21 protein-coding genes are annotated in these 21,714 nt (G+C 51.6%); 16 read left to right on the forward strand and 5 right to left on the reverse strand.

Annotation, left to right across the window (positions count from 1 at the left end; genetic code table 11):
* Nucleotides 1-75: 75 nt before the first annotated feature.
* Nucleotides 76-618 carry a histidine phosphatase family protein gene (locus AC6B99_RS02360; RefSeq protein WP_494859150.1) on the forward strand — a complete coding sequence of 181 codons (543 nt, stop codon included), beginning with the start codon at nucleotides 76-78 and terminating at the stop codon, nucleotides 616-618.
* A 111-nt stretch (nucleotides 619-729) separates the two neighbouring features.
* On the opposite strand, the gene AC6B99_RS02365 is transcribed toward AC6B99_RS02360, so the two are convergent.
* Nucleotides 730-2,310: a choice-of-anchor I domain-containing protein gene (locus tag AC6B99_RS02365; protein ID WP_496662657.1), complete on the reverse strand. Its 1,581-nt coding sequence runs from the start codon at nucleotides 2,308-2,310 to the stop codon at nucleotides 730-732.
* Nucleotides 2,311-2,507: 197 nt separating this feature from the next.
* On the opposite strand from AC6B99_RS02365, the gene AC6B99_RS02370 reads away from it, so the two are divergent.
* The 3 genes from AC6B99_RS02370 to htpG all read left to right on the forward strand — a co-directional run bounded on the left by AC6B99_RS02370 (nucleotide 2,508) and on the right by htpG (nucleotide 5,674).
* Complete coding sequence (locus AC6B99_RS02370; RefSeq protein ID WP_496662658.1) at nucleotides 2,508-2,969, forward strand: hypothetical protein; 462 nt, start codon at nucleotides 2,508-2,510, stop codon at nucleotides 2,967-2,969.
* Entirely contained in the window at nucleotides 2,953-3,663 is a 711-nt protein-coding gene (locus AC6B99_RS02375) for an HD domain-containing protein (RefSeq protein WP_496662659.1), read from the forward strand. The genes AC6B99_RS02370 and AC6B99_RS02375 overlap by 17 nt, the downstream gene beginning before the upstream one ends.
* Before the next feature lie 130 nt (nucleotides 3,664-3,793).
* A complete protein-coding gene (gene htpG / locus AC6B99_RS02380) occupies nucleotides 3,794-5,674 on the forward strand; it encodes a molecular chaperone HtpG (protein WP_496662660.1) in 1,881 nt (626 codons plus the stop codon).
* A 51-nt stretch (nucleotides 5,675-5,725) separates the two neighbouring features.
* Here htpG and ant(6) read toward each other — a convergent pair whose 3' ends face one another.
* Complete coding sequence (gene ant(6) / locus AC6B99_RS02385) at nucleotides 5,726-6,586, reverse strand: aminoglycoside 6-adenylyltransferase (RefSeq protein ID WP_496662661.1); 861 nt, start codon at nucleotides 6,584-6,586, stop codon at nucleotides 5,726-5,728.
* Nucleotides 6,587-6,997: 411 nt separating this feature from the next.
* Between ant(6) and AC6B99_RS02390 the strand changes: the two genes are divergently transcribed.
* From AC6B99_RS02390 to thiD, 11 genes are all read left to right on the forward strand, one after another.
* A complete protein-coding gene (locus tag AC6B99_RS02390; RefSeq protein ID WP_496662662.1) occupies nucleotides 6,998-8,296 on the forward strand; it encodes an acetylornithine deacetylase in 1,299 nt (432 codons plus the stop codon).
* Nucleotides 8,297-8,944: 648 nt separating this feature from the next.
* On the forward strand, nucleotides 8,945-9,616 hold the full coding sequence (gene tenA, locus AC6B99_RS02395; protein WP_496662695.1) for a thiaminase II: 672 nt from the start codon (nucleotides 8,945-8,947) through the stop codon (nucleotides 9,614-9,616).
* Nucleotides 9,613-10,536, forward strand: a complete 924-nt coding sequence (locus AC6B99_RS02400) for an ABC transporter ATP-binding protein (protein WP_496662663.1) — start codon at nucleotides 9,613-9,615, stop codon at nucleotides 10,534-10,536. The genes tenA and AC6B99_RS02400 overlap by 4 nt, the downstream gene beginning before the upstream one ends.
* Entirely contained in the window at nucleotides 10,533-11,300 is a 768-nt protein-coding gene (locus AC6B99_RS02405) for an ABC transporter permease (protein WP_496662664.1), read from the forward strand. The genes AC6B99_RS02400 and AC6B99_RS02405 overlap by 4 nt, the downstream gene beginning before the upstream one ends.
* A gap of 80 nt (nucleotides 11,301-11,380) precedes the next feature.
* The gene (locus AC6B99_RS02410) at nucleotides 11,381-12,433 is read left to right on the forward strand and encodes an ABC transporter substrate-binding protein (RefSeq protein WP_081418821.1); all 1,053 of its coding nucleotides are present in this window, start codon (nucleotides 11,381-11,383) and stop codon (nucleotides 12,431-12,433) included.
* 20 nt (nucleotides 12,434-12,453) lie between these two features.
* Nucleotides 12,454-13,467 (forward strand): ThiF family adenylyltransferase, encoded by a 1,014-nt coding sequence (locus tag AC6B99_RS02415; RefSeq protein WP_496662665.1) that lies wholly within the window; start codon nucleotides 12,454-12,456, stop codon nucleotides 13,465-13,467.
* A gap of 92 nt (nucleotides 13,468-13,559) precedes the next feature.
* Nucleotides 13,560-14,189 carry a thiamine phosphate synthase gene (gene thiE, locus AC6B99_RS02420; protein ID WP_494859172.1) on the forward strand — a complete coding sequence of 210 codons (630 nt, stop codon included), beginning with the start codon at nucleotides 13,560-13,562 and terminating at the stop codon, nucleotides 14,187-14,189.
* Nucleotides 14,189-14,386 carry a sulfur carrier protein ThiS gene (gene thiS / locus AC6B99_RS02425; RefSeq protein WP_494859173.1) on the forward strand — a complete coding sequence of 66 codons (198 nt, stop codon included), beginning with the start codon at nucleotides 14,189-14,191 and terminating at the stop codon, nucleotides 14,384-14,386. Before thiE ends, thiS begins: the two co-directional genes overlap by 1 nt.
* 5 nt (nucleotides 14,387-14,391) lie before the next feature.
* Entirely contained in the window at nucleotides 14,392-15,171 is a 780-nt protein-coding gene (locus AC6B99_RS02430; RefSeq protein ID WP_056035911.1) for a thiazole synthase, read from the forward strand.
* A gap of 33 nt (nucleotides 15,172-15,204) precedes the next feature.
* Entirely contained in the window at nucleotides 15,205-16,314 is a 1,110-nt protein-coding gene (thiO, locus tag AC6B99_RS02435; protein ID WP_496662666.1) for a glycine oxidase ThiO, read from the forward strand.
* A gap of 117 nt (nucleotides 16,315-16,431) precedes the next feature.
* Nucleotides 16,432-17,280: a bifunctional hydroxymethylpyrimidine kinase/phosphomethylpyrimidine kinase gene (gene thiD / locus AC6B99_RS02440; RefSeq protein WP_056035905.1), complete on the forward strand. Its 849-nt coding sequence runs from the start codon at nucleotides 16,432-16,434 to the stop codon at nucleotides 17,278-17,280.
* Nucleotides 17,281-17,373: 93 nt separating this feature from the next.
* On the opposite strand, the gene AC6B99_RS02445 is transcribed toward thiD, so the two are convergent.
* The 3 genes from AC6B99_RS02445 to AC6B99_RS02455 all read right to left on the reverse strand — a co-directional run bounded on the left by AC6B99_RS02445 (nucleotide 17,374) and on the right by AC6B99_RS02455 (nucleotide 19,169).
* Nucleotides 17,374-17,610 carry a DUF6953 family protein gene (locus tag AC6B99_RS02445; protein WP_172455375.1) on the reverse strand — a complete coding sequence of 79 codons (237 nt, stop codon included), beginning with the start codon at nucleotides 17,608-17,610 and terminating at the stop codon, nucleotides 17,374-17,376.
* Nucleotides 17,611-17,679: 69 nt separating this feature from the next.
* A complete protein-coding gene (locus tag AC6B99_RS02450) occupies nucleotides 17,680-18,576 on the reverse strand; it encodes a PhzF family phenazine biosynthesis protein (RefSeq protein ID WP_496662667.1) in 897 nt (298 codons plus the stop codon).
* Between the two features lie 53 nt (nucleotides 18,577-18,629).
* Nucleotides 18,630-19,169, reverse strand: a complete 540-nt coding sequence (locus tag AC6B99_RS02455) for a hypothetical protein (protein WP_494859184.1) — start codon at nucleotides 19,167-19,169, stop codon at nucleotides 18,630-18,632.
* Nucleotides 19,170-19,495: 326 nt separating this feature from the next.
* On the opposite strand from AC6B99_RS02455, the gene AC6B99_RS02460 reads away from it, so the two are divergent.
* Complete coding sequence (locus tag AC6B99_RS02460) at nucleotides 19,496-21,637, forward strand: methyl-accepting chemotaxis protein (RefSeq protein ID WP_056035899.1); 2,142 nt, start codon at nucleotides 19,496-19,498, stop codon at nucleotides 21,635-21,637.
* Nucleotides 21,638-21,714: the final 77 nt, after the last annotated feature.

Raw genomic sequence — 21,714 nt, forward strand, 5'->3', positions numbered from 1 at the left:
CCAACATTATACACCATCATGTTTAGCGTGCCCTGTTCAACTCAGGAACCGTATAAACATAAAGGAGTAACGAATATGAAAACGATATATCTAGTCCGTCATTGCCAAGCAGAAGGCCAAGAGCCTGACGCACCATTAACAGCAGCTGGAATAGAGCAAGCGCAGCAATTGGCTGCTTTCTTAGCGAAAAAGCGGATAGAAGGCATCATTTCCAGCCCTTTTGAGCGGGCGTACCGCACCATCTCTCCATTAGCTGACGCCACTGGCCTGACTATAAAGCTGGATGAGCGGTTAACCGAGCGAGTTTTATTAGGTCAAAATCATCCAGACTGGCGCGAAATGCTTCGTCAAACCTATGAGGACATGGATTTATGCTACGAGGGTGGGGAATCCAGCCGTACCGCTACAAATCGGGCCGTTCAAGTCGTTACCGAGGTGCTGAATAGCAGCTGGAAAAATACCGTAATCGTCTCACACGGCAACCTCATTTCGCTGCTGCTCAAGCATCTGGATCAGGCAGTCGGATTTGAGGAATGGGAAGCCTTATCCAATCCCGACGTGTACGAGCTTTCCTTCACCGATGCGGCTTCCAGCTTCAAGCGAATTTGGATGCCCTGACAACGCATAGCGTTAAAAGCCAAAAATCCCTTGAGCACATACAAGCGCTCAAGGGATTTTCTCGTTAAAGCGGGTGATAACAGCTTTGCTAAATGCAGCGTGCGGCCGCCCTTATTTTTTCGCGTAAAAGCTTACCGTTCCCGTGCTCTCATCCGCGCTGACAAACAAGCTGCGTCCTTGTACGCGGTGAATGCCTTCCGGCGATTCTCCGGCCGTTGGAATCAAGCCGAGGTAGACAGGGCTGGCAGCATTAGCGATATCGAAAAATAAAATTGCATCCGCGCGTTCCGACGCTACTGCGGCAAGGGCTGTTCCGTCGACTGTCGCGACGGTCAGATTTTCGACCTCGCTGCCTTTGTTCGGGCTGCGGTCATCGGGATACAAGCCGACTTTAGCTGTCGCCTCGTCAATCAGGTTAGCGCTGTCGTATACCCGCTTGCCCTCCAAATCCCATACTGCGATGTTGCGGCCGCCGGCCTTCACGCCGTCTTTAAATTCATTTTTGCCCAAGTCGCCTTCATTGGCGGTCAGCACGTATTTGCCATCTGGCGAAAACGCAATGCCATCCGGCTCATAACGGGCGGTCAAATCCTGCGTAAACCGCACATTCCCATCGTCCTCTAAATCGGCTTTGTGCTGCGTCGTACCGAGCGAGAAAATCCGAAGGAGCTTTTTCGTTTTTAAATCGACAATCGCGATGGCGTTGTTTTCCTGCATCGTAACCGCTGCGGTTGCGCTATCCGAGCTGATTGCCACATATTCCGGCTGCGGATCATGCGGATAAATCGCTCCCTCTACATCGTCCAAAGGAGTAGCAATATCCACAACCTCGCCCTTCAGCGGGTCGCCGCCTGCAAAAGTAACAATCATTATGCTGCCAGGGCGCTTCGCATTTTTAAAATCGATTTCATCCGCAGCTTTATCAATCTCCTCATCCTCAATCGCGATCACGGCATTCAGCCCGTCCGGCGAAAGCGCGATGGAATCAGGGCCGATGCCAAGCTCATATGTTTTTACGGTTTTGTAGGTAGCCAAATCGACTACGGCAAGCAGCCCTTTGTTCGCTTTGTTCACATCATCGCCCGTACGGATGACTGCCAATCCATAGCTGCCGTCCTTGGATACGGTGACGCTGGTCACTTCCGCATCTGCAGAAAGGTCATGGAAGCTGACGGTTTTCAGCACGCTCACTTTGTTAATGTCCGCGATGTCCAGCACAGAAATGCTGCCATTGTCCGCTTCAGTAACGAGCAGGCGCTTGCCGTCTGGCGTAGAAGCGGCGATTTCGGCTTTTTCGCTTGGCATTTGGAAGGAGGAGGCAAGCTCAAAGCCGGTTTTATTTTGCTGCTGAACGAGCTGCGCCTTCAGGCTGTCCAGCGCTTTTTTGGAAACATAGGTTGTGCTTTTCGTTAAAAGAGAAGGGCTTCCAATTTCAGTTGCGGCACCGTTAATCGTTGCGGAAGAAGAGCCGATCGGGAACGATGCTTTTAAACCGCTTACCGTAATTTCAGCGCTGCGGCTAGCGGCGTCCCATGTTACTTCGCCTTGCATATTTTCGATCGCTTGGCGCAGCTTCACATAATCGCCAGCGGGCGCATCAGCAGCGAGAGCGGCAGGGGCGAAAGCGCCCGTCCCGGCAGCGAGCATCGTCGCGACTGACATCATTTGAACAAGTTGCTTAACCGTTTTCATAAGCTTACAAATCCCCTTTATCCTTTTTTTAAGATCGTATGTAGAATCGTTCTAAGTATATAAATAGATTGTTAAAGGCAGATCAAGGGACGGAGCTAGTTTTGTAAAAACAGCGAAAAAGCAGCTTCCAAATAAGGGAAGCAACGATATAATAGAATCCGCCTGTCTGGTTTTCACGGCTGCTGCTGGCAGCGCTAATGGATATTTATGAGGCGTGGCATCAGCAATTAAAGCAGCACAACGAACCCTTTTATTTAAAAATATGGCTGTATGATCCGAGTTTCATATCCTCGCAGGTGGTTACGGCGATTGGCGAGCAGCTGCATTATTATGATCACGCATTTGAGCAAAATACGATGATGCAGGCTAAAGCAGACGAACGTCTCGCTAAGCTTCCTGTGCTGCACAAAATCAAGGACGTGGAGCATTTTGCCTGGCAGCTCCATATAGATGCCGAATTTCATTATGAGTCCGAGCTAGACGATGATCTGGCATCAGGATTTCGAACGGAGCGGGAAGTTAAGCGTATCAAGAGCAGAGCTTATAATGTGGAGAAGCAGCAATGGGCTGGGCAACCAGATACGCTATACAAGCTGAAAGCTGGTGACGTATGGGTAGGAGAAAGGCGGGTATGGACAGGCGATGAATCCGAAGGATAATCAAGAGAAACATCAAGAAGACCAACTAGAAGACCATCAAGAGCAACAGGCGAACGAGGCAATTCTATTAGCTGCCGAGCAGTTCGTCAGGCAGAAGCTGGAGCGAGAGTACACGGGACACGATTGGCAGCATATTCGCCGGGTTACACAGATGGCAAAGGCGATTGCCCGCGAGGAGCAGGCGGATTTGTTCCTGTGTGAGCTGGCTGCGCTGCTGCATGATATCGCGGATGTTAAGCTGAACACTAGCGAAGCCGCAGGCTTGCAGAAAGTTCGAAGCTGGCTGGAGCACAACAACGTCCATCCACAGGACGCCGCACATGTAATGGAAATCATATCGACGATGTCCTTCAAGGGCGGCGGAGGCAAGGCGATGAGCACGCTGGAGGGCGAGATTGTGCAGGACGCCGACCGGCTCGATGCGATTGGCGCCATTGGCATTGCGCGAACGTTTGCTTATGCGGGCGCGAAGGGCCATCTGCTGCATGATCCGAATGTGCGGCCCCGCACGGAAATGACGGAGGCGGAATACCGGAGCGGCGAAGCGACGGCGGTGCACCATTTTTACGAGAAATTGCTTAAGCTGAAGGATTTAATGAACACTTCCTATGGGAAAAAGCTTGCCGAAAAGCGGCATCAGTTCATGCTAGCCTATTTGGAGCAGTTTTATGCCGAATGGGATAGCCAGTGCTAACCATAAGTTGACATTACAAATTCATATATGGTATATAAAAATTAGGATTAGCACTCAGGCGTGAAGAGTGCTAAACTAGACTTAGCCTTACGCAGCCTAATAATGATGATTATTGAAGGGAGATTTATTCGTGGCCAAGAAACAGTTTAAAGCGGAATCGAAGAGATTGCTGGAAATGATGATTAACTCCATCTATACGCAGAAGGAAATCTTTTTGCGCGAGCTGATCTCCAATGCTAGTGATGCAATTGATAAAATCTACTACAAAGCATTATCCGATGATCAATTGGTATTCAATCAGGCGGATTATTATATTAAAGTAACGGCGGATCAAGAGGCGCGCACGCTGACGATTGCCGATACAGGTATCGGAATGACCAAGGAGGACCTGGAGAACAATCTCGGCATTATTGCGAAGAGCGGATCGCTGGCCTTCAAGAACGAAAATGAAGCGAAGGACGGCCATAACATCATCGGCCAATTCGGCGTTGGTTTTTATGCAGCGTTTATGGTGGCGGACGTTGTAACGGTAACGAGCCGTGCCCTCGGCAGCGAGGAAGCGTTCAAATGGAAATCCGAAGGCGCAGACGGCTACACGATTGTGCCGGCTACGAAGGATACCGTCGGAACCGAAATCGTGCTGAAAATCAAAGACAATGCGGAAGAAGTCAGCTACGACGAGTTTTTGGAGCAATATCGCCTGCGTGCAATCATTAAGAAATATTCCGATTTCATTCGCTATCCAATCAAGATGGATGTTGCCGGACAACGTCCGAAAGAAGACAGCGAAGGCGAATTCGAAGAGTATTCTGAAGAGCAGACGATTAACAGCATGGTGCCGATCTGGCGCAAAAATAAAAACGAGTTGACGCAGGAAGACTACGACAACTTCTATATGGAGAAGCGCTATGGCTTCGACAAGCCGCTTAAGCATATCCACATCAGTGCAGACGGCGCGGTTGTATACAACGCGATTCTCTACATTCCAGAGCATACGCCGTTCGATTATTACACGAAGGAATTTGAGAAAGGCCTTGAGCTGTACTCCAATGGCGTACTCATTATGGACAAGTGCTCCGATCTGCTGCCGGATTATTTTGGCTTCGTGAAAGGGATGGTTGACTCCGAGGATTTGTCGCTGAACATTTCCCGCGAGCTGCTCCAGCATGACCGCCAGCTGAGCCTCATTGCCAAAAACATCAAAAACAAAATTAAAAGCCAGCTTGTGAGCCTGCTCAAAGACGAGCGCGACAGCTATGAGAAGTTCTACAAAGCTTTCGGCAGACAGCTGAAATTTGGCGTCTACAACGATTACGGCGCAAACAAGGATACGCTGCAGGACTTGCTGCTGTTCAGCTCCTCCAAGGAGAAAAAGCTCGTATCGCTCGATGAGTACGTAGAGCGCATGCCGGAAGATCAGAAGTACATTTATTATGCTTCGGGCGCATCCATTGATCGCATTGAGAAGCTGCCGCAAACGGAAATGGTATTGGACAAAGGGTACGAAATTTTGTACTTCACGGATGATATCGACGAATTTGCGATTAAAGTGATTTTGAAATACAAGGATAAAGAATTTAAATCCGTTTCGAGCGGCGATCTTGGCATTGAAGCGGATCCGAGCGAGGAAACGACAGAGGCGGAAGCGACTGACAACAAGGATCTGTTTGAGAAAATGCAAACGATTCTCGAAGGCAAAGTATCCGGTGTTCGCGCTTCGAAGCGCTTGAAATCGCACCCGGTATGCCTGTCCTCCGAAGGTGAAGTGTCGATCGAGATGGAGAAAATTCTCCAAGCGATGCCGGACAGCCAAAATGTGAAAGCGGACAAAGTACTCGAAATCAACGTCAACCACGAGATTTTGCAGTCGCTCAAAACCGCTTTCGCCAGCGATGAAAAGAAGCTCGGCCTGTACACGAACCTGCTGTACAACCAAGCGCTGCTCATTGAAGGTTTGCCAATTCAAGACCCGGTTGAATTTACGAACGCAATGTGCAAAATCATGGTGTAACAGCCATAAGCATGCTTAAGAGGGCTTTCCCTAGAGCAGCGTTAAGCTGCTTTAGAGAAGGCCCTCTTTTTTATAGATGCGTTCTGTATATTTGGTGATGGCTTCATCGTAGTCGGGATATGCATACCCAAAGCTTGCTGCCACGGTTTTAGAGTATTTTCTAAACAGCTCATAGCAGGTGAATAGAGACTGCCACATGTTGGGGTAGCTATTTTCAGCATAAGTAGAAAGCAGCGCTTCCCAATCCTCTTCTGAAAGGTAACGGTTAATAAATGTAAAGTTTTTCCCCACGCTAAAGGAATAGCCTTGCTCTTTGCCAATTTGCCAAGCCATCATTCGCAGTAAATTAGGACGGGCAATTTCGCTTAAATGATCAATCGCGAATAGAATTTCTTCCCTCGCCAGGCCTTTTACAACGTAAGTAGAAACCATCCAAAATTCATTGCAGCAATCGTCAAATTCTTTTGCGGTTGGCGGCTTCGTCCAATATTGACGGTCAGTTGGGAGCACTTCATTTTGCACAAGCGACTGTTTATCAAGCAGCACCTCGACTAAACCGTCGCTATTCGTAAAATAATCTTCTATCTCGTCGATTGGAATTAGCGTCAGGTCGAGCTTATGCCCATCTTCAAAAATAATGAGATAGGAAAACCAATTGCCTAATTCGGGCGGGAATAGCTCCATATCCTCAGGCTTCTGCATCATAATCCGTTTTCCGAAGCTGTTCAGCCAATCCTCATTTTCCTTGAAAGCCTCCATATCGGTCACAAAATAGGAAACATCAAAATCCTGAAATAGATCAGGGACGATGTTTTTGTTGGTGCGTGAGCCTTCGAGCGTTGCAAGTACAATTCTCGAATCATTGGCAGCAAAATCGATAAGCAGCTTCATCATTTCCTGTTCGCTTCTCAATGGTAGAATACTCCCATCTAAATTTGTCGTTCCATTTGTTATATAATTTTTAAAAAATAAAACTCTATTTTTATTATAGCTTACAGTTGCTTAGGCTACAGCCCGCCAAAAAAGGAATCACCTGCAATCACAATAGAACCGTTGCCTATTCTCAAGTATTCCGTTATAGTTAAACTAATTTCATACGAAATGCGGGTGCTGGATAAAGTCTGGCTGAGATAGGGAACTTGTTTTCCTGACCGTTAATCTGATCCAGGTAATGCTGGCGTAGAGAACATAACGAAACCTAGCCATTCGTGTATTCTCGAATGGTTTTTTTGTATTTCTCCGCAGAAAAACGCGGTTTTGTCTAGGGCGGTGTTTTGGACGAGCTGCGAGCATTGCTTTCCTTCAGGAAAGGGGAGAAAGTAGATGACAGAAGCGTGGATTGAAGCATTGCAGCAGCAGGTGGATGAGCGCCAGGATGAGCTGTTCGCACTGTTAGCCGAGCTGGTGGCGTATCCAACCGTCAGCCCTCCGGCACGCAATACGCTGGAAGCCCAGCAGTTTTTGGAGAAGCAGCTGCAAGCGAGCGGTTTTGCAACTGAGCTGTGGGAGGTTTACCCGGGCGATCCGAACGTGACAGCGGTAAAACGGGGCACCGATAGCGAGCATTATCGCAGCCTGCTGCTCAATGGGCATATGGATGTTGCCGAGGTGGGCGACAGCGGCGGCTGGAAGCATGATCCGTTCAAGCTGGTGCTGAAGGATGGACGCGCCTATGGGCGTGGAACCGCCGATATGAAAGGCGGGCTTGCGGCATTGCTGTTTGCAAGCAAGCTGCTGACCGAAGCGGGTGTGGAGCTGAAGGGGGATTTGCTGTTCCAAGCCGTTATTGGCGAGGAAGCGGGTGAGGCAGGTACTCGCGCTTGTATGGAGCGCGGCTGCGAAGCGGATTTCGCCATCGTCGCCGATACGAGCGGGCTGGCGATTCAAGGACAGGGCGGCGTTATAACCGGCTGGGTCACCTTGCAAAGCCCGGAGACGTTCCATGATGGCATGCGTTCGCGCATGATCCATGCCGGAGGCGGCGTTCAAGGAGCCAGCACGATTGAGAAAATGGCAAAGCTGATTGCCGGGCTTCAAGATTTGGAGCGCCACTGGGCCGTGAGCAAATCTTATGAAGGTTTTCCTCCCGGCTCCAATACGATTAATCCTGCGGTCATTGAAGGCGGGCGCCATGCCGCTTTTATCGCGGACCGCTGTTCGCTTTGGATTACGGTTCATTTTTACCCGAATGAAGATTATGAAACGATAGCGTCCGAGATTGAAGAGCATTTGCTTGGCGTGGCGCAGGGCGATCCGTGGATGCGCCACAATCCGCCAACCTTCCGCTGGGGAGGGCGCTCGATGATCGAGGAGCGCGGCGAAATTTTCCCTTCGCAGGAGCTGAACCGTCAGTGGTCGGGGCTGAAGGTGCTGGAGCAAAGCCATCAGCAAGTGCTTGGAGTGCTGCCTGCGGTTGGCATGAGTCCAAGCGTAACCGATGCGGGCTGGATCGGCAGGGAAGGCATTCCGACGGTCATTTATGGTCCAGGGCAGCTGGAGCATGCCCATGCGGTAGACGAGAGTATCGACATCAACGAGCTCATTTATTATACAAAAGTAATACTCGGCTTCATCGTCGACTGGTGCAACCGCCCGAAAGCGGAAGCGGAGAGCAGCGTGTAGTGAGTAGCGTGTAGTGAGTAGAGAGTAGTGAGTAATGAGTAGCGTGCAGTGAGTAGAGAGTAGAGAGTAGAGAGTAGAGAGTAGAGAGTAGAGAGTAGTGAGTAGTGAGTAGTGAGTAGTGAGTAGTATGCAGCATTTAGTGTGTAGTGTTCATTATGTAGGTTGTAGTTGTCGAGCGGACAGAGAAGCCGTTAATTTGTGAAAAACAACGATTTTGCCTTGCTCGCGGACTCAGATGCAGTTATTGGCTGCAAAAAGCCTATATAGTCCCCGTTTTTCATGGAATAGCGGATTTCCTGTCCGCGAACAAGAATAAAGTGGCCAAATCGCTGAAATAGCGGATCTCCTGTCCGCGGAGACGTCAAAATCGGCTAAATCGACCAAATCGCGGATATAGCGGAACGTCAGTCCTCGAACATAAGTCGAATTAATGAGAGTAAGGTTAAAGTAGCAGTTTTTATTGTAGTCAATGTATTTGAATAAACGAGATGAGCATATAAGAGAGAGCGAATCACTCTCTGTTAAATAAAAAGCCGGATGAAAAAGGACTTCGCTGCGTGAAAGGTTTGAGCTGGAGAAGCGCAGCGATCGGAGGCCAAGCTTTTACGCAGCGCAGCATCCTTATTCATCCGGCGCCCGGAGGACATGATGAGCAAATTTAGCGATAGATTATATCAGGCAAGCCGCGAAGTATGGCAGAAAAGCCACGAGCATCCGTTTCTCGTGGAAATGCGGGAAGGAACGCTGGATCCGCAGCGCTTCATCTATTATCTCAAGCAGGATTACGTCTATTTAATCGACTATGCAAAGCTGTTCGCCTACGGCAGTATAAAAGCTGGCGATATGGCAACAATGGTCAAATTCGCCGGGCTGTATCATTCCACGCTGCATGTGGAAATGGAGCTGCACCGCCAGTATGCCGACCGTTTTGGCGTGACGCGCGAGCAGCTTGAGGGCACGCAGCCTGCGCCAAGCAATATCGCGTATACAAAATATATGCTTGACGTGGCGGCGAATGGCTCGCTCGCAGAGGTTGTAGCGGCGCTGCTGCCGTGCATGTGGAGCTACCGCGAAATTGGCGTAACCTTCGCCGAATATCCGGGCGCATTGGAGCATCCGCTTTATAAGGAGTGGATTCTCATGTACAGCTCGGAGGAGTTCGGCGAGCTGACGAACTGGTGCATTGGCCTAATGGACCAATTGGCAGCAGGGCTTCCAGAGCGGGAGCTTACGAAGCTGGAGGAGCATTTTGTCATAACATCGAAGATGGAATATTTATTTTGGGATATGGCATATCGCGGGGAGGAGTGGCCAGTGTGAGCATATTGAAAGGTCAGCCGGGAGAGCAGGGGCTTAAAAAGGCGGCGGGGGCAAGCGAGACAGAAGCATTAGAAGCAGCAGATGCAGAAGCAGCAGAAGCAGCGAAAACGACCGCTTCTGCACATAGCGAAAGCAACGAGCCAGCGGGCCTTAGCGTCAGCGGACTGACGTATGCTTTTCCCGGCGGGCCGCCGCTGATTGAAGGGCTTGACCTGCATATTAAGCAGGGCGAGTTCGTCAGCGTGCTTGCGGCGAGCGGAATGGGCAAGACGACGCTGTTTCGGCTGCTGGCCGGACTGCTGGAGCCGCAAGCCGGCACGATTACGATTGGCGGCGTGAATCGCCAGCAGCAGGCGGCGAAGATCGGCTATATGCCGCAGAAGGATTGCCTTATGCCGTGGCGGACGGTGCTGGATAATGCCGCGCTCGGCATGGAGCTGGCAGGAACGCCGAAGAAGGAAGCGCGCCAGCGGGTGCGGGAGCTGCTGCCGGATTTCGGCCTCGCCGGAACCGAGGCGAAGTATCCGCATGAGCTGTCGGGCGGCATGCGCCAGCGGGTATCGTTTCTTCGTTCGCTGCTGGGCGGCGGCGAGCTCTTTTTGCTCGATGAGCCGTTCAGCGCCCTTGATGCGATGACGAGAGTCAGCATGCAGGAATGGCTGCTGCAAATATGGGAGCAGCACCGCAAAACGATTGTTTTTATAACCCACGACATAGATGAAGCGCTGCTTCTGTCGGACCGGGTGCTGGTGGCGGCGAAGGCGCCGGTTGCCGAGCTGGTGGAATATCCGGTGGCACTGCCGCGTCCACGCACCTACGAGACGATGCTGAGCGAGCCATTTGTGGCGTTAAAACGCAAGCTGCTTGGGCATTTCGGGCATGCGCACACAGCGGCCAGCTTAGAGGGGGGAAGCCGATGAAGCGCTTTTTCAAGAAGCATATGCCAGTTGTGCTGTTCATCCTCCTGCTTGCCGTTTTGTGGGAAGTCGGAACGCGAATATTCCAAATTCCCCATTATATTATCCCACGGCTGTCTGATGTGCTCGTCTCCATAGCGGAGAACAGCGGGCTGCTGGCGCGGCATTTCGCCATCACGCTAGGCGAGGCGCTGCTTGGGCTGGCGATTTCAATCGTGCTGGGAACGTTGTCGGCGATCTGGATCGACAGCTCATCGCTGGCACGCAAAACGGTGTATCCGCTCGTTGTCGCCTCGCAGACCATCCCGATTATTGCGCTGTCGCCGATTATGGTTATGTGGTTTGGCTATGAAATCGGCAGCAAAATCGCCGTCGTTATGCTGTTCACCTTTTTCCCCATTGCGATGAATACGGCGGACGGCTTCCGCTCGGCGGACCCGGATATCGGGGAGCTGCTGCGGACGATGGGAGCAGGCAAGCGCGAGTTGTTTCTCAAGTGGAAAATCCCTTCGGCGCTGCCGGAGTTTTTTACAGGGCTGAAAATGGCAGCGGCGATCAGCGTCGGCGGCGCCACGCTTGGCGAATGGCTGGGCGGCGAAGCGGGGCTGGGCATGTACACGAAGCGGGCGGCGAATATGCTGCGCGGTGAAAGTGTTTTTTCCGGCGTGCTGCTGCTGTCAGCAATGGGCATTATGCTATTTTTAGCCGTATTGGCGCTTGAGCGAATCTGTCTATCCTATCGGAAAGAATCGAAGGTAGGTCAGTAAGGGGGCCCCAAGGCGGAGTGCCGCTCAAGCTTTATGGCCTTTTATATACTATAATAGAACAAGAAAGAGGTAAGTTGTCTATGCGTAAGGAGAATGAAGGGAATCGTATTTTTACGAAAAATAAAGCTTCCAAATGGAAACGCAGCTCATGGGTCGCAGCATGCCTGGCTTTGACGCTAGCCATTATGGCGGGCTGCTCCTCGGATAATAAAAACACGGCAAATGGCGAGGAAGGTGTGCAGGAGCTGACGGTGCTGCTCGACTGGTATCCGAATGCGGTGCACACGTTCTTGTATGCGGCGGAGGAGCAAGGTTATTTCAAGGAAGCCGGCCTTAATGTGAAGCTCCAGGTGCCAGCCGATACGAATGATGCGCTTAAGCTGGTCGCAACAGGCAAGGCGGATCTGGCGATCAGTTATCAAATGCAGGTAGCCGTTGCCCGCGCAGAGGAAATTCCGATTGTATCGGTTGCCTCGCTTGTGCGCCACCCGCTGAACCAGCTGTTCGTGCTGGAATCGTCCGGCGTGAAGACGCCTAAGGATTTGGTTGGCAAAAAAATCGGCTACCCGTCGATTCCGCTGGATGAAGCGTACGTGAACACGATGGTGAAAACCGACGGCGGCGATCCGTCAGCACTGAACTATATCGATGTGGGCTGGGACCTGATTCCGGCCATGACGACGAAGAAGGTTGACGCCATTATCGGCGGTTATGTGAACCACGAGAAGCTGCTGCTGGAGAAGGAAGGCGAGAAGCTGATTGCGTTGAATCCTGCCGATTATGGCGTGCCGGACTATTACGAGCTTGTCATGACAGCGAGCGAGGATGGCGTTGCCAGCAAAAGCGAAGTGTTCAAGAAGTTTATCGACGCTGCGGCTAAAGGGCAGGAATATACGGCAAGCCATCCGGATGAGGCGCTTCAGGTGCTGCTCGACAAGCAAAGCGCGGATTACCCGCTCGATGCCGAGATTGAGAAGCAGAGCCTGCAGGTATTGCTGCCGCTCATGGACGCGGGCTCCGAAGCTTTCGGCAGCCAGACGGCGGAGTCGTGGAGCAATGTCATTTCATGGTTGCAGGAGCATGGCCAGCTTACGAAAGAGATCAAGGCGGAGGATGCATTCCGCAACCTATAATGGTGGAGGGAATACGGCGTATGGACGAACGCTATTCAAGACAGATGTTGTTTACGCCAATTGGTGAAACAGGGCAGCGCAAGCTAAGCGAAAGCGCTGTGCTTATTATAGGAATGGGAGCGCTCGGCACCGTTCTGGCCAATCATATGGTCAGAGCGGGGGTCGGGCTCGTCCGTTTCGTTGATCGTGATTATGTGGAACGCAGCAATCTCCAGCGCCAAATGCTTTACGACGAAGAGGATGTCGAGCATGGCTATCCGAAGGCGGTTGCCGCCGAGAAGAAGCTGCGCAAAATCAATTCCGATGTCAAAATCGAAGCGATTGTTGCTGACGTCACCGTTCAAAATATCGACGCGCTGCTGATGGATATCGACCTTGTGCTTGATGGGACGGATAATTTTCAGACGCGTTTTCTGCTTAATGATGCTTGCTTCCGCAGCGGCATTCCGTTTACCTATGGCGGGGCGGTCAGCTCGCGGGGCATGAGCGCGATTCTCGTACCGGGCGCTACGCCGTGTCTGCGCTGCTTTATTCAATCGGCGGATGCGGGCGGACAAACCTGCGATATGATTGGCGTTATTTCGCCAGTAGTGGATATTGTCGCTTCCTACCAAGCGGTAGAGGCGCTTAAATATTTGGTCGGAGCTGCGGATAAAAGAAGAAACAGCCTAATGACCTTCGATTTATGGCAAAATCACGCATTCGAGATGAAGCTGGGCGAGCCTGCCAAGCAGTGCCCTTGCTGCCAGCTGAAGCAGTATCCAGCTTTGCAGGTGGCAGAGCAGGATGCGGCAGTCTCGCTATGTGGACGCAGCACCGTGCAAATTTCCGGCGGCGCCCCGCTTCATTTGGAGCAGTGGCGGCAAAGGCTGGAACCGATTGCTGTGGAGCTTACGCATAACGCTTATTTGCTGAAAGCCGAGCTGCCGGAAGGCGAGCGGCTCGTGCTGTTCCCCGATGGGCGTGTGCTTGTGCAGGGAACGGAAGATATGGTCCGTGCCAAAACCTTATATGCCCGTTATATCGGAAACTAAGGAGCTGCGAGGAAATTAGTACCCGCTTTTGTCAATAAATTAGCGGTACTTTATTTCGTCGCAGTCTCCAACAGCGAAGGGAATGTGTGAATATGAAGGATTTTCGTTTATATGCGATTACAGGCGAGGAATTTCATCCGGGCCGCGATTTAATTGAGGTAATGGAGGAAGCGATTTACGGCGGCGTTGATATTATTCAGCTGCGCGACAAGTCGGGCGACAAGCCGGCGATTTTGGAAAAAGCACGGGCGCTCCGCGAGCTGACCCGCAAGCATGGCGTAACCTTTATCGTCAATGACTACATTGATATTGCACTGGAAGTGGATGCGGACGGCATTCATTTGGGCCAGGGCGATGTGCCGCTCGTGGAAGCACGCAAGCTCGTGGGCGATAAAATCATCGGCATTTCGACGCATGCTATTGAAGAGGCGCTGCTTGCCGAGGAGCAAGGCGCCGATTACATCGGTGTGGGCCCTGTGTTTCCGACGAAGACAAAGGTTGACGTTGTTGATCCGGTAACGGTTGATTATGTGCGCGAGGTAGCGGATAAGGTAAAAATACCATTTGTCGCCATCGGCGGCATCAAGCTGCGCAATGTGGATGAGGTTATTGCAGCGGGAGCTACGCGCATTTGTGCGGTTAGCGAAATTGTTGGCAGCAGCGATATTTCCGGCACCTGCCGTTCTTTTCTGGACAAGCTGGATAAATGGGGAGAGTCGTAATGGAACTAGTCATTAACGGTGTGAAGCAGGAGCTGGCAGCGAAGACGATTGAAGAGGTCATTGCCCATTTTGAACTGACGGGCAAGCCGGTTGTCGTTGAAGCGGATGGAGCGGTGCTGACACAGGAGCAATGGGCAGCAACCGAAGTTCGCGAAGGCATGAAGATCGAGCTTGTACATTTTGTAGGAGGAGGCTGAAGCGAATGAAGCCGGATGTATGGCATATTGGCAACCGTGAACTAACGTCCCGATTTTTTATCGGCACCGGGCTTTTTCCAAGTCCTTATGTACAGAGGGAGGCGATTGAGGCGTCAGGCGCCGAGGTGCTGACGTTCGCTATTCGCCGCATTAATTTGGAGGCGACCGAGGACGATTCCATTCTTCAGCATTTGCAAGGCCAATCGTATCAATATTTGCCGAATACTTCAGGAGCAAGCACGGCGGAGGAAGCGGTGCGGATCGCGCGTCTTGCGCGGGCTTCGGGACTCAGCGACTGGATCAAGGTCGAGATTAGCGCCAATGAGCGCACGCTGCTGCCTGATCCGATTGAAACGCTGAAGGCGACGGAAATTCTCGTAAAAGAGGGCTTCACCGTCCTTCCGTATACATCGGATGACCCGGTCATTTGCAAGCGGCTGGAGGAAGCGGGCGCTGCGGCTGTTATGCCGGGAGCGGCTCCGATTGGGACGGGCCTTGGCATTTTGAACCCTTATAATTTGGGCCTTATTGTAGAGGAAGCGAAGGTTCCAATTATTGTCGATGCGGGGCTTGGCTCGGTCAGCGATGTGACCCAGGCGATGGAGCTTGGCGTGGCGGGTGTGCTGATGAATACACCGGTTGCGAAGGCGAAAGATCCAGCAGGCATGGCGCGGGCGATGAGGCTCGGCATTGAAGCTGGCCGTCTGGCTTATTTGTCAGGCCGCATTTCGAAGAAGCGCTACGCTTCGGCAAGCAGCGGTTATGAGGAGTTTAAGCTGAAATAACAGCATCATTCAACAAGGAAAGCTGGTTAGGACATGGGAGAACGGATTGTAATCATGGGCGGCGGCATTATTGGCTTATCCTGTGCGTTCGAGCTGCGGAGCCGCGGTCATCAGGTGACGGTGCTGGAAATTGGCAGCTGTGGCGGGCAGGCGTCGGGAGCGGCTGCGGGGATGCTGGCTCCTTTTTCGGAAAATGTTGAGGGGCCGGATGACTTTTTTCGCTTATGCGCGCAGAGCTTGAGGCTCTATCCTTCGTTTATAGATCGCGTGAAGCAGGTTTCCGACCTGCCTTTCGAATATACCGAATCCGGGAGCATGTATATTGCTTACCATGATGCGGATATTTTGGCGCTTGAAGGCAGGCTGCGCTGGCAGCGGGAGTATGGTTCGTCGGGCAGCCTGCTGGAAGGTGGCGACGTGTTTCGGTTGGAGCCGAAGCTGTCAGGCAAGGTGCGGGCGGCGCTGTATACGCCGGAGGAAAGCCATCTGTACGCGCCGCATTATGTCAAAGCGCTGGAGCATGCCTGCCGCTTGATGGATGTTCATATTCATGAGCATTTGGAGCAGGTTGCGATCAAGGATTGGCAGAGCTCGGTTGTGCTGGAGGCAGCAGACGGACGTTCTTTTGAAGGGGATCGGCTCGTTGTATGCTCGGGAGCTTGGGCGCAGCAGCTGGAAGCCGCATTTGGCCTTCGCATTCCGGTCTATCCGATTCGCGGACAAATTTGTGCTTATGAGACGGTGGAGAAGCCCGTTCACCATATGGTGTTTTGCAATCAGGGCTATCTCGTGGCGAAGGAAAATAATACGCTCGTATGCGGCGCCTCCGAGGATGTAGCCGGGTTCGAGACGAGCGTAACGGAGAAGGGCATTGAGCGCCTGCGAAAATGGAACAAGCAAGCTTTCCCGTTTCTCGAAACGTGGACGCCGTTCCACAAATGGGCGGGACTTCGCCCTTCCACACAGGATGGCTTCCCGCTGCTCGGCGCGCTGGCGCAATCTGGCCGTGTCGTGATGGCGGTAGGGCATTACCGCAATGGGATTTTGCTCAGCCCCGTTACAGCGCAGCTTGCGGCTGATAGCGTAGAAGGCAAGAAGATGCCGGACTTCATGCAGGCGTTTGCTCCTGAGCGGTTCAGTTAGACAGAGCAAGGCACAGCGAACTGGGGATGGAAGTGAAACGCGCCGCGCCGCCGAAGGGCGGCGTCAGCCGTTTCACCTTGGTTCGGCATTTGATGAAGAAAGGGGCAAAAACACATCATGAGCGTACATGGGAATGGACAGGCGCCACGCAGTGTCCCAACGGCATTGACGATAGCGGGCTCGGACAGCGGCGGCGGCGCAGGCATTCAAGCGGACCTGAAAACGTTTCAAGAGCTAGGCGTATTCGGCATGTCCGCGGTTACCGCGATTACGGCGCAAAATACGCTTGGCGTACAGGGCGTATTTCCGCTTAGCGTGGAGGCTGTCGTGCAGCAAATGCATTCGGTCGGCTCGGATATTGGCGTCGATGCGCTGAAGACGGGCATGCTGTTCAATAGCGAGATTATTACGGCTGTTGCGGCAACGATTGCCGAGCTTGGCTGGAAAAATGTCGTCGTAGACCCGGTCATGATCGCCAAAGGCGGAGCCTCGCTGCTGCAAGAGGAAGCCATCCGGGCGATGACGGACAAGCTGCTGCCCGTAACGACGGTCATTACGCCGAACATACCGGAAGCGGAGAAGCTGACGGGCATTGCGATCGTAACGGCGGACGATAAGCGGGAAGCGGCGAAACGGCTCGCTGGATATGGAGCAGGCTACGTCATTATTAAGGGCGGCCACGATACGGGCGAGGAAGCGATCGATCTGCTGTATGACGGCAGCGGCTTTACCGAGCTGGCAGGCAGACGAGTGGCGACGGCCCGTACGCATGGCACAGGCTGTACTTTTTCGGCGGCGCTTGCGGCAGGGCTTGCAGAGGGGCTTGATATGGAAGCTGCGATGCGCCAAGCGAAAGCGTTTATTCAAGCGGCCATCGAGGACGGCATTCAAATTGGCGGCGGGCATGGTCCGACCAATCACTGGGCGTACCAGCGCAGCAAGCGGGCATTGCAAGCTCCACTATAGTAGAAAAAGCTATGCGGCTTCCGGTTAGGTTCTAACCGAAGGTTGCATAGCTTTTTTTGAACGATAAGAATACATAAGCTTCACACTTATGGGCTAAGTCCAGCCCCAGAAAAAACCTTCACGGTCCCAGGCTGCTTTGCCACCATGGCCTTTTTTAAATGCTTTTTTAACTTCCTTGTCGATCGACGTATTTCCCTGCTCGTTCACATAAATGAACTGCTCTCCAAAATGGGCTGTAATATGGGCAACGGCCTTCTCCTGATGAAGAATGCCAGCAAACTTCAGCTCTCCAAGCATCCAATCGGCTACATCCTGTGCGGTATGACTCAACGTATCTCTTCCTCTCTCATTCGCAGCTCTCGCCCACTATTATAATCAACCGCCGCGCATATGCCAAATTTACAGCAGGCTTACTCCAAAAGCGTCCACATAAACGGCAGTGCCCGTCACTTCGATGAGTGGTTCATCCTGCTGTTTAGTGACTGTTACCAGGACACGTCCATCCCGGCCTATTTCATGGCCTTGTTCAATGCATAGCTCAAGCGATTGTAGCGGTTTCTCAGCCAAATGCGCTGCATAATAAGCTCCCATTACGCCAGATGCTGTACCTGTAACGGGATCTTCAATCGTGCCGGAATACGGCGATGAAAAATGACGGGCGTGCATATGAGCGTGTGGATCATAGGTTTCCAGGCAAAAAGGGTGCAGAGAAGCACGCGGCATCTCCTGCAAAATTTCGGGGAACCGCTTATTATTTGGCTTCATACGGCGGAATGCTTCGAGACTTTTGATAGGAATTAACAGTGTCCATGTCCCCGTGCTTCCGTAAACAGTGGGAAGCTCTATCTCAATGTCGGCTTCCTCAATGCCCAAGGCATATGCCAATTGTGCATAGGAACCGTTAAAAGCCCGGAACTGCGGAGCCGCCTGCGTCATTGTGATTTGAAGCTGCCCCTGCTCATTCGTATGCAGCCGAACAGGGAGCACGCCTGCTTTTGTCTCAATCAGAAGCTCCGTTTTATCGCCTAACAGCCCCTTTGTTTGCAGCGCATAGATCGTTGCCATCGTGGCATGGCCGCAAAGATTAATTTCGTGGCCGGGTGTAAAATAACGGATTCGAATATCCGCTACATTCGATGGCAGCGGGAAAGCAGTCTCATTAAAGCCAACTTGCCCGGCGATGGCTAGCATTTCTTTTTCCGTCAGATCATTGCCTGTTAAAACGACACCCGCCGGGTATCCTTTCCCCGGAATAGGGCTAAAGGCATCGTAATGATAGACGTTAATAGATGGCATATGTTTACTCCTTTATGAAGTCTCTTTCTCAGCAGGCCTCCAAAAACGATCGACTATTCGCCGGGGTACCATTTATGTCCACAGCCCATGCAGCCATTCATAATCTTGTTTCTGCCATGCAGGCCAGTCAGTGCTGCGACAGGTGCAGCAAGGAAAAAGGAGGCCAAACATAGCAGGCCAACAATTACATAAATAGCCCCTAATAATCCCCCTGATGATTCGGAAAATCCGCCACCGCTGAAAGGGAACAAATATAGCATAACAACAGGAAAAGCAAGACCGACTATAAATAGCAGCACGGGCACAATGAGCATTAGAGCAAGCGTCACAAACAGCTTGGTCACACTGTAGCCTCTTGTTGTCATCATGACATGAGTGGACATGCATTTTACGCATAAAAGGGCAGGTGCAGCAGTAGTATCGGCATGCTGCTCGACAACAACTGAAGGGGGCTGGCTTCTGGCAGCAGAGCTGCTTCCATAATTAGAACTGCTGCGCATATTGCTGGTAGGACGATTCAAAGAACGATTCGTTTGTGCCTGCATATTACGGCTTGGAGGCCGGTTATTAAAACGATTATTTTGGTTTTGCAAGGATGTAGACACTCCTTCTCATTTATTGCTCGTGCTGTTACATATCTGAACCTAGTATTCGACAAAGTTTCCCAATTTCCTTTCTTGTAGGAAGTAAGCGTCTATGAATACGATAGCAAGGCAAGGCATGAAAATCAGATGTCATAGGTTAACGCTTTATCCCATTGATTCCTTGTTTGATGGAGGCCTTCCATCGACATTTGTCGAAATGAGGGCGGAATCCCATCGTCGCGCGACTTTTCCTCAAATTTTACTAAACAAATCACCGTCTATAGCCGATATTTCTATTCATGAATAGCAATTAAATAAATAGGCGGGTGGGTCTCATGTTTTTCAAATTGTTAAGTCCTTTTACAGCTCTCATGTCCAAATTGAAGTATGCACAGAAGTTTGTGGTCGTCAGTGCTCTGTTTATGATCCCGCTGGTCTTGCTGCTTGTTCTATGGGTTAACGAGCAGCAAGGAAACATTGAGTATATTAAAAAAGAACATGACGGCGTCACTTATATTAGAGAAATGATGCCGCTTATGCTTCAGGTGCAGCAGCACCGTGGACTATCCTCGGGCTTGCTGAATGGCAATACGGATGCGAAGGCAGAGGTAGATGCTAAATCGCAGGAAATTGCTGGCTTGATCCAAACGATAGACCCGGAGCTGCAAGCGTCTGGCATGGCGGGGGTGCAGGAGCTGTGGGAAGCATGGAAGCAGCAGTGGACAAAATTAAATGCAAGCAGCGCTGCGATGTCGGCTTCCGACAGTTTTGAAAGCCACTCTACGCTCGTCTCAGATTTAACCAATATTATGATTAAACTTGCAGATGAATCGGGACTTTCGCTTGATACGCAGATGGATTCTTATTATTTGGGTTCTATGTTCGTACAGCAGATTCCTGCGTTAATGGAGCATGCGGCGATTATTCGCGGCAAAGGCAATGGGGTGCTTACGAGTAAAAAAATGACGGATAACGAAGAAATTAAGCTTCGTTTGGAAGCGGAAATGATCAATTATTCTTTGACGAATATGAATAAGTCGCTGAGCAGCGCTTTAGGCTGGAATGAGGCATTGGTGCCATCCCTAGAGAAAAGTGGCGCGACGACCGCAACATCGCTCAAAAGCTTTGTAGCGCTTCTTAATACAGGTGTCCTTAACGGCTCCAACTTGAACATGAATGGATCGGAGTTTTTCAAGTCTGGAACGGCGACGATTGGTGTATTAAACGACTTTTATGTACAGGTGAATACAGAGCTTGAGCAGGTGCTCCAGCAGCGTATTGATGAGCTGACAGCCACTAGAAATATGCTGCTCGGCTTGACGGCTCTGTCCCTGCTGCTCGTTGCTATTTTCTACATGGCTTTCTACCGGAATGTAATGGTAACGGTGGCAGCGCTCCGAAATCGTGCGGATGCGATGGCGAAAGGCGACTTTTCCAAAGAATTGCATTTGGAAACGCGGGATGAGCTGCTTCAGGTCGGCCATTCCTTTAATGACATGATTCGCTCCTTGAATGTGCTGCTGCGGAGAAACCAGATTGTGTCTGAGCAGGCAGCGGCTTCGTCGGAGGAGCTCACAGCCATTTCACATGAATCGACGCTTGCGATGAAGCAAATTGCCGAGTCCATTCAGGGCGTATCCGAAGGAACGGACGTACAGCGCGTATCGGCGGATGAAACGTCGAAAGCGATGAATGAAATGGCGGTTGGCATAACACGGATTGCCGAAGCGGCTTCAGAAGTGGCGGATGCTGCGGTCAAGGTGACGGGCAACGCTCAAGTAGGCGAAGAACAGCTTGGACAAACGGTGCGCCAAATGAACAGCATTCAAGCATCGGCTGTCCGTTCAGGCGAGGTTGTTACAAAGCTGGATGAGCATTCGGTGCAAATTGGCCAAATCGTGCAAGCCGTTATGGCGATTGCCAAGCAAACACAGCTATTGTCGCTGAATGCGAACATTGAAGCGGCAAGGGCTGGCGAGCACGGACGGGGTTTTAGCGTCGTAGCCTCCGAAGTAGGCAAGCTGGCTGAGCAGACGAGCGAGTCGGTGCAGACGATATCTGAGCTGATCAGAGATATTCGGGCGCTCGTAAGCGAGAATGTGAAGGCGATGAGCGAGATGAAATCGGAGACAGCTTCGGGTCTGGCCTCCATTGAGCAGGCCAATACGACAATTGGCGATATTTTGTTTGAAGTCCGCTCGATGAGCGATCAAATTCAGGAAGTGTCGGCAGCTGCCGAGGAAATCTCCGCAGGCATGGAAGAGGTAACGGCATCGGTTGGCGAGGTAGCGAACATCTCGAATAAAACGTCGGATGAGGCCGAGACGATGGCCGCAGCTACGGAGGAGCAGCTTGCGTCGATGGAGGAAATTCAAGCATCAGCCGAAGCGCTGCGCGATATGGCCCAGCAGCTCCAGGACGATCTCAGTCATTTCGTGCTGAGCAGCGAGGACACGGAGCAAGCGAAGGCTGTATAGCACGGAAATATGGATAATGCTCGGGCTGTGCAAGCAGCCTGTAGATTATCCTTTTTTTGTATTCAGATCGAGTCGGA

This window comes from Paenibacillus liaoningensis (assembly GCF_059609455.1).

Coding starts and splice junctions, on each gene's coding strand:
- AC6B99_RS02365 (WP_496662657.1), bottom strand. CDS start 2,310: ATGAAAACGGTTAAGCAACTTGTTCAAATGATGTCAGTCGCGACGATG.
- thiD (WP_056035905.1), top strand. CDS start 16,432: ATGAGCGTACATGGGAATGGACAGGCGCCACGCAGTGTCCCAACGGCA.
- thiS (WP_494859173.1), top strand. CDS start 14,189: ATGGAACTAGTCATTAACGGTGTGAAGCAGGAGCTGGCAGCGAAGACG.
- thiE (WP_494859172.1), top strand. CDS start 13,560: ATGAAGGATTTTCGTTTATATGCGATTACAGGCGAGGAATTTCATCCG.
- AC6B99_RS02460 (WP_056035899.1), top strand. CDS start 19,496: ATGTTTTTCAAATTGTTAAGTCCTTTTACAGCTCTCATGTCCAAATTG.
- AC6B99_RS02370 (WP_496662658.1), top strand. CDS start 2,508: ATGGATATTTATGAGGCGTGGCATCAGCAATTAAAGCAGCACAACGAA.
- AC6B99_RS02450 (WP_496662667.1), bottom strand. CDS start 18,576: ATGCCATCTATTAACGTCTATCATTACGATGCCTTTAGCCCTATTCCG.
- AC6B99_RS02360 (WP_494859150.1), top strand. CDS start 76: ATGAAAACGATATATCTAGTCCGTCATTGCCAAGCAGAAGGCCAAGAG.
- thiO (WP_496662666.1), top strand. CDS start 15,205: ATGGGAGAACGGATTGTAATCATGGGCGGCGGCATTATTGGCTTATCC.
- AC6B99_RS02430 (WP_056035911.1), top strand. CDS start 14,392: ATGAAGCCGGATGTATGGCATATTGGCAACCGTGAACTAACGTCCCGA.
- AC6B99_RS02375 (WP_496662659.1), top strand. CDS start 2,953: ATGAATCCGAAGGATAATCAAGAGAAACATCAAGAAGACCAACTAGAA.
- tenA (WP_496662695.1), top strand. CDS start 8,945: ATGAGCAAATTTAGCGATAGATTATATCAGGCAAGCCGCGAAGTATGG.
- AC6B99_RS02405 (WP_496662664.1), top strand. CDS start 10,533: ATGAAGCGCTTTTTCAAGAAGCATATGCCAGTTGTGCTGTTCATCCTC.
- AC6B99_RS02410 (WP_081418821.1), top strand. CDS start 11,381: ATGCGTAAGGAGAATGAAGGGAATCGTATTTTTACGAAAAATAAAGCT.
- AC6B99_RS02390 (WP_496662662.1), top strand. CDS start 6,998: ATGACAGAAGCGTGGATTGAAGCATTGCAGCAGCAGGTGGATGAGCGC.
- AC6B99_RS02415 (WP_496662665.1), top strand. CDS start 12,454: ATGGACGAACGCTATTCAAGACAGATGTTGTTTACGCCAATTGGTGAA.